General features: G+C 73.5%; 4 protein-coding genes. 2 read left to right on the top strand and 2 right to left on the bottom strand.

The genetic code is table 11. The annotated features are described in order from the left end of the window. Nucleotides 1-397, top strand: a 397-nt coding sequence (locus L0P92_RS41850) for a nitroreductase family protein (protein WP_234768373.1), incomplete at its 5' end; no start/stop codon positions are given. Nucleotides 398-442: 45 nt separating this feature from the next. After that, nucleotides 443-3643, top strand: a complete 3201-nt coding sequence (locus tag L0P92_RS41845; RefSeq protein ID WP_234768372.1) for a S41 family peptidase — start codon at nt 443-445, stop codon at nt 3641-3643. A 17-nt stretch (nt 3644-3660) separates the two neighbouring features. On the opposite strand, the gene L0P92_RS41840 is transcribed toward L0P92_RS41845, so the two are convergent. Both L0P92_RS41840 and L0P92_RS41835 read right to left on the bottom strand, forming a co-directional pair. Then, a complete protein-coding gene (locus L0P92_RS41840) occupies nt 3661-4929 on the bottom strand; it encodes a lanthionine synthetase LanC family protein (protein WP_234768371.1) in 1269 nt (422 codons plus the stop codon). 55 nt (nt 4930-4984) lie between these two features. Then, nucleotides 4985-5301: SRPBCC family protein (locus L0P92_RS41835; protein WP_234768370.1), on the bottom strand; the 317-nt coding region annotated here is incomplete at its 5' end.

Below are 5301 nucleotides of genomic sequence, written 5' to 3'. Positions count from 1 at the left end.
CGCGGCGGGCGTGTACGACTACCTGCCCGGACGCCACGCGCTCACGCCGGTCCCGGTCGACGCCCCGACCCTCGACGAACGCGTCTACGCCCTGTCCAACTACTCGGTGGGACAGGCCGCCGTCACCCTCGTCCCGCACTGGCATCCGGAGCGCGCCGTCGCCCGGGCGGGACCGCGCGCCTACCGCTACGCCGCCGTCGCCGCCGGTGCGAGCGCCCAGCGGCTCCAGGTGGCCGCCACCGCCGCCGGCCTCACCTCCGGAATCGTCCTCGGCTTCCAGGGGCCCGTACTCGAAGCGGCACTCGGGCTCGACACGGACGGCCGGCACGCCCTGCTGTGCGTCTTCCTGGGCCACCGCCAGGAGGGCGAGGCACGCCTCGACGACCGCCTGTACTGACGCCGGCCGCGACCTCCCCGATCACCCCGCCGCCCAGGAGCACCGTTGCCTTCCTCCCCTTCCTCTCCGTCCTCCCCGCGCACCGCCCGTCGCGCCCGTGGCTACCTGAGGGATCCGCATCCGCACGGCGACCTGCTGACGTTCGTCGCCGAGAACGACGTATGGATCGCTCCCGTCCACGGCGGCCGCGCACGTCGGGTCGGCGGGGAGCACGAACGGGTCCGGCATCCGCGGCTCAGCCCGGACGGCCGTCGGGTCGCGTGGACCGCGTGGCGCGAGGGCGTGCCCGAGGCCGTCGTCGCCCCGGTCGCGGGCGGGGCGGCCCCTGTCCAGGTCACGCACTGGGCGAACGCCCGTACCCGCGTGCTCGGTTGGCTCTCGCCGCAGGAACTCCTCGTGGTGAGCGCGGTCGGGCAGCGCGCGACGCGCAGGACGTGGGCCAGGGCGGTGCGGATCGACGGCGGGCCGGACCGGCGGCTGCCCTACGGCCCGGTGGCAGGTGTCGCGCACGGGCCGGGAGGCGCCGTACTCGTCCAGACTCCCTCGATGTTCGCCGAGGCCGCCTACTGGAAGCGGTACCGGGGCGGGACCATGGGGCGGCTGTGGATCGACCGGCTCGGCGACGGCGGCTTCACCCGGGTTCACGAGGAGGTCGACGGCAACATCGAGTGCCCGCTGTGGGTGGGCGACCGCATCGCCTTCCTGTCCGACCACGAGGAGAACGGCCGGCTCTGGTCGAGCCTGCCCGACGGCAGCGATCTGCGATGCCATACGGCACACCCCTTCGCGACGCGCGGCGCGACCACGGACGGTGCCCGCGTCGTCTACCACAGCGGCGGCGAACTGTGGCTCCTGGACGGCCTCGGACCGGGCGTGGTGCCCGAGCGGGTCGACATCGACCTCGGCGGTCCGGCCGCCGGGCGGGGGATGTACGTCGTCACCGGCGGCGAAGGGCTGGAGGACTTCGACGCCGACCGGTCGGGGCGGCAAGTGCTCGTGACCGTACGGGGCTCCGTCCACCGCGTCGGCGGCCCGGCCGAACCCACGAGGGAACTGCCGAGAGAGCCCGGCACCCGTGCCCGGCTGCCGCGGGTCCTCGGGGACACCGGCAAGGTGGCGTACGTCGTGGTCGTCGGCGGCCGCGAGGCCATCGAGGTCAGTGAGTTCAGCGGGACGGCGGCGCCTGCGCACAAGGCTGCCTCGCACCGGTTCGGGACCGGGCTCCTGGGCCGGGTGCGTGAACTGGTCGCGGCACCGGACGGCCGGTCCCTGGCGATGGCCACGCACGACGGCCGGGTCCTGGTGGCGTGCGTGGCGACCGGGGCGCTGACGGAGGTGGACCGCACCGACGGCGGTGAGGCGACCGACGTCGTCTTCTCCCCGGACTCGCGGTGGCTCGCCTGGTCGCACCCGGGAGCGAACAAGCTACGGCAGATCAGGCTCGCGAACCTCGCGAACCTCGCGAACCTCGCGAACCTCGCGACCGCGGAAGTGATCGAGGCGACCCCGCTCCGCTTCAGCGACCGCGCACCGGCGTTCACCCGGGACGGCCTGTACCTGGCCTTCCTGTCGGAACGCGGTTTCGACCCCGTCCCCCAGGCGCACCTTCTCGGTCCCGCGTTCGCCGCGGGCACGCGCCTGTGCCTTCTCCCGCTGGCGAAGGACACGCCGTCGCCGTTCAGTCCGCACGATCCACGGAGTGCCCTCGCCACCGGTGAGGTCACCGTGGACCGGGACGGGCTGGCGGAGCGCGCGGAGCTGTTCCCGCTGCCGGCGGGCGACTTCATCGCCCTGCGCGCGGCCGAGGACGGCGTGCTGTGGATCCGCAAGGACCCCAGCGGCGACTGGCTCGCCGAGCGCGGCACCCTCATGCGGTGGGACTTCGCCACCGTCAAGGCGAGCGAACTCCGCCCGGACGTCGACGCGTACGTGGTCACCGGCGACGGCCGACGCGCCGTGATCCGCGCGGGCCGCACCTTGACCGCCGTCCCCGCGGACCGTCCGGCCTCGGGCGGCGAGGCGACGGAGACCGGCCTGGAGTCGGCCCGGACTCTTGTCGACCCGGTGACGGAGTGGGCCCAGGCCTTCGAGGAGGACGGCGAGTTGATCCGCGACGTCTACGTCCGCACCGACATGGGAGGCGTCGACTGGGACGCCGTACTCGACCGGTACCGCCCCCTGGTGGACCGGCTCGGCTGCTACGACGACTTCGTGGACCTGCTCTGGGAGGTCCACGGCGAGCTGGGCTGCTCCCACGCCTACGTCAAGGAGCGCCCGACGGCATCGACCCCCGGGCGCCACCAGGGCCTGCTGGGGGCCGACTTCACCCGGGACACGGACGGCACCTGGCGCGTGCACCGCATCCCGAAGGGCGACTCCTCCGTCGAAGGCGCGCTGTCCCCACTGTGCGCCCCCGGCGTCGGAGTCCGAGCGGGAGACACGATCCTGGAGATCGACGGAGTGCCGCTGCGCCCGGAACGAGGTCCCGCCGCCCTCCTCGCGGGCAGGGCGGGGCTGCCCACGAGCCTGACCGTCCGCTCCGCCGAGAGCGCCGCACCGCGAACCGTGACGGTCGTTCCCCTGCGGGACGAGACGGCACTGCGCTACTGCGCGTGGGTGGCGGAACGACGCGAGCTGGTCGACACCGCCTCGGGCGGACTCCTCGGCTACCTGCACGTTCCGAACATGCTGGGACCGGGCTGGGCGCAACTCCACCGGGACCTGCGGACCGAGTTCGACCGCGCGGGCCTCGTGGTCGACCTGCGGGAGAACACCGGCGGCTACCTCTCCGAACTCGTCGTCGAGGCCCTGTCCCGCCGCGTCCTCGGCTGGCGCGTCGCACGCGGCGGATCCGCCCTGAGCTATCCGTCCCTCGCCCCGCGCGGCCCCGTCGTCGTGGTCACCGACGAGTTCACCGGCTCCGACGGCGACGTGGCCACCGCCGCGATCAAGGCCCTCGGCATCGGCCCGGTCGTCGGCAACCGCACCTGGGGCGGCGTCAACGTCATGGACTGGAACTTCTCCCTCGCCGACGGCACCGGCCTCATACTCCCGCGCGAGGCCTACTGGCTGACCCAAGACGGCTGGCACGTCGAGAACCACGGCGTCACCCCGCACATAGAGGTGCCCTGCACCCCCGAGGACTGGACCCAGGACAGGGACCCCCACCTGGAGGAAGCAGTACGCCAGTGCCTGACCCACCTCACTACCCGGCCGACGGCGACACCGCCGGGTCCGACCTGGTGATACACCCCCGGGGTCCCCTATGCCCGCGGCGCCGGCTGGTCAGGCCAGGCGAAGGCGTAGGCCGTGTCGCCGCCGCCCCGCACGACCCGTACGAAGCGAAGCAGTTCCCGCACGATGCCCGCATTGCCCATCCCCCACCCGGTTTCCGGTTCGAGGTCGCTCGGGTCGGCGCGATGCTCGACGTTCGACCAACGGGCGCCCTCGGCGTCGCGGGTGGCGTGGGCGGCGATGTCGGCGACGAGGAGCTGGGCGAACTCGGGGGAGTCGCCCTGCTCGGCGATGCGGTCGCAGGCCAGGGCGAGTACGCCCGCCGTACCGCAGCAACGGCCGTTGTTGTCCCAGAAGCCGGGACGCAGCCGGTGCGGCACACCGGAGTGCGTGACGGTGTGCCAGCAACGGTCGGCGAGGGCCGGCCAGAGGTCGTAGTCGCCGAACAGGTCCCTCAGCAGCCGGAAGACCTGGGCATCACCGCTCGGTCCGTGACACCAGCCGTAGTTGTACCGCGCCACGACATCGGGGCGGTGGTGCGGGTCGGAGTGCGCGACGAGGAACCCGTCGGGCCCGGCCTCGTCGCGGGAGACGACGTCCGAGGCGCCGGCCAGTGCGAGCTCGACGAGGTCCTTGCGCCCGGTCGCGTGGCCGACCGAGGCCAGCCCGTACACGATGCCGAGCGTGCCGTGCGAGATGTGGTGCATCCGCGCGGGTGCGCCGGGCCGGAACTGCCACTGCACCCCGGCACGGGTCTGCTCGGCCGTGCGGGCGTAGGGTTCCACCGCCCGGACCGCCAGATCCTCCGCGCCGAGCAGGAGCGCTCCGAGGCCGATACCCGCGTTGCCGCCCATCAGCTCGTACAGCTCACCCCAGCGTTCCCCGTCGAACCGCGACCGCACCAGCTCCACGGCCCGGTCCGCGGCGGCGCCGGCCGCGGTGTCGCCCAGGCAGACGTGAAGGGCGCGCAGCACCAGGGCCATTCCGATGCGGCCGAAGTACAGGGAGTCGTCCTCCACCCTCTCGACGGCCTCCACCAGCCCACGGCCGGCGCGCAGGGCGGCATCCGCGTAGGAGTCGTCGCCGAAGTGGCGCCATGCCTCCAGGAGTACGGGGACGACACCGGCCGTGCCGTTGTAGAGCATCGGGTCCAGCGCGTCGTCGGAGGGCCTGACGGGCCACCCGATCCCGCCGTCGCCCCCGGCGTCCCGCGCGACGGACAGCAGCCATCGCAATCCGTCCACCGCCAGCGCCTCGACTTCGCCCACCGTCAGGCCGGTTGCCTCGATCTCCGCCATGCGGCCCACTCTGACACGGTCGGCCAGCCCATACCGGCGTCCGCGCCCGCCTTCGTCACACCCCCCGAAGCAACCGATTCACAGCCCGCCCGAACACGTACCGCCCCACCCGCTCGACAACCCCGTCCAATCCCCTCGGTACGAACCGCACCCTGATCTCCTCCCGCCACACCACCCGGGCACGGCCGCCCGGTCCGGGGCGGACCTCGAGCTCCGCCCAGCCTGTGATGAAGCGGCCCCGTTTCTCCAGCCGGCAGAGACCGGGTGTGTCGTCGCCCGGGGGCTGCCACACCGTGACCTCCATCGGGTCGGTGAAGGAGAGGGGGCCCAGGACGGAGCGGGCGGTGACGAGGGTGCCCTCGTGGGTGGGGG

The sequence above is a fragment of the Streptomyces muensis genome (assembly GCF_021474425.1).
Lineage (GTDB): Bacteria > Actinomycetota > Actinomycetes > Streptomycetales > Streptomycetaceae > Streptomyces > Streptomyces muensis.
Note: the sequence above shows the minus strand (reverse complement) of the source record. Positions and strands in the feature narration are given on the sequence as shown.

Excerpts from the sequence above, each read along its gene's own strand:
- L0P92_RS41840 (WP_234768371.1), bottom strand. The coding sequence starts at position 4,929 with ATGGCGGAGATCGAGGCAACCGGCCTGACGGTGGGCGAAGTCGAGGCG.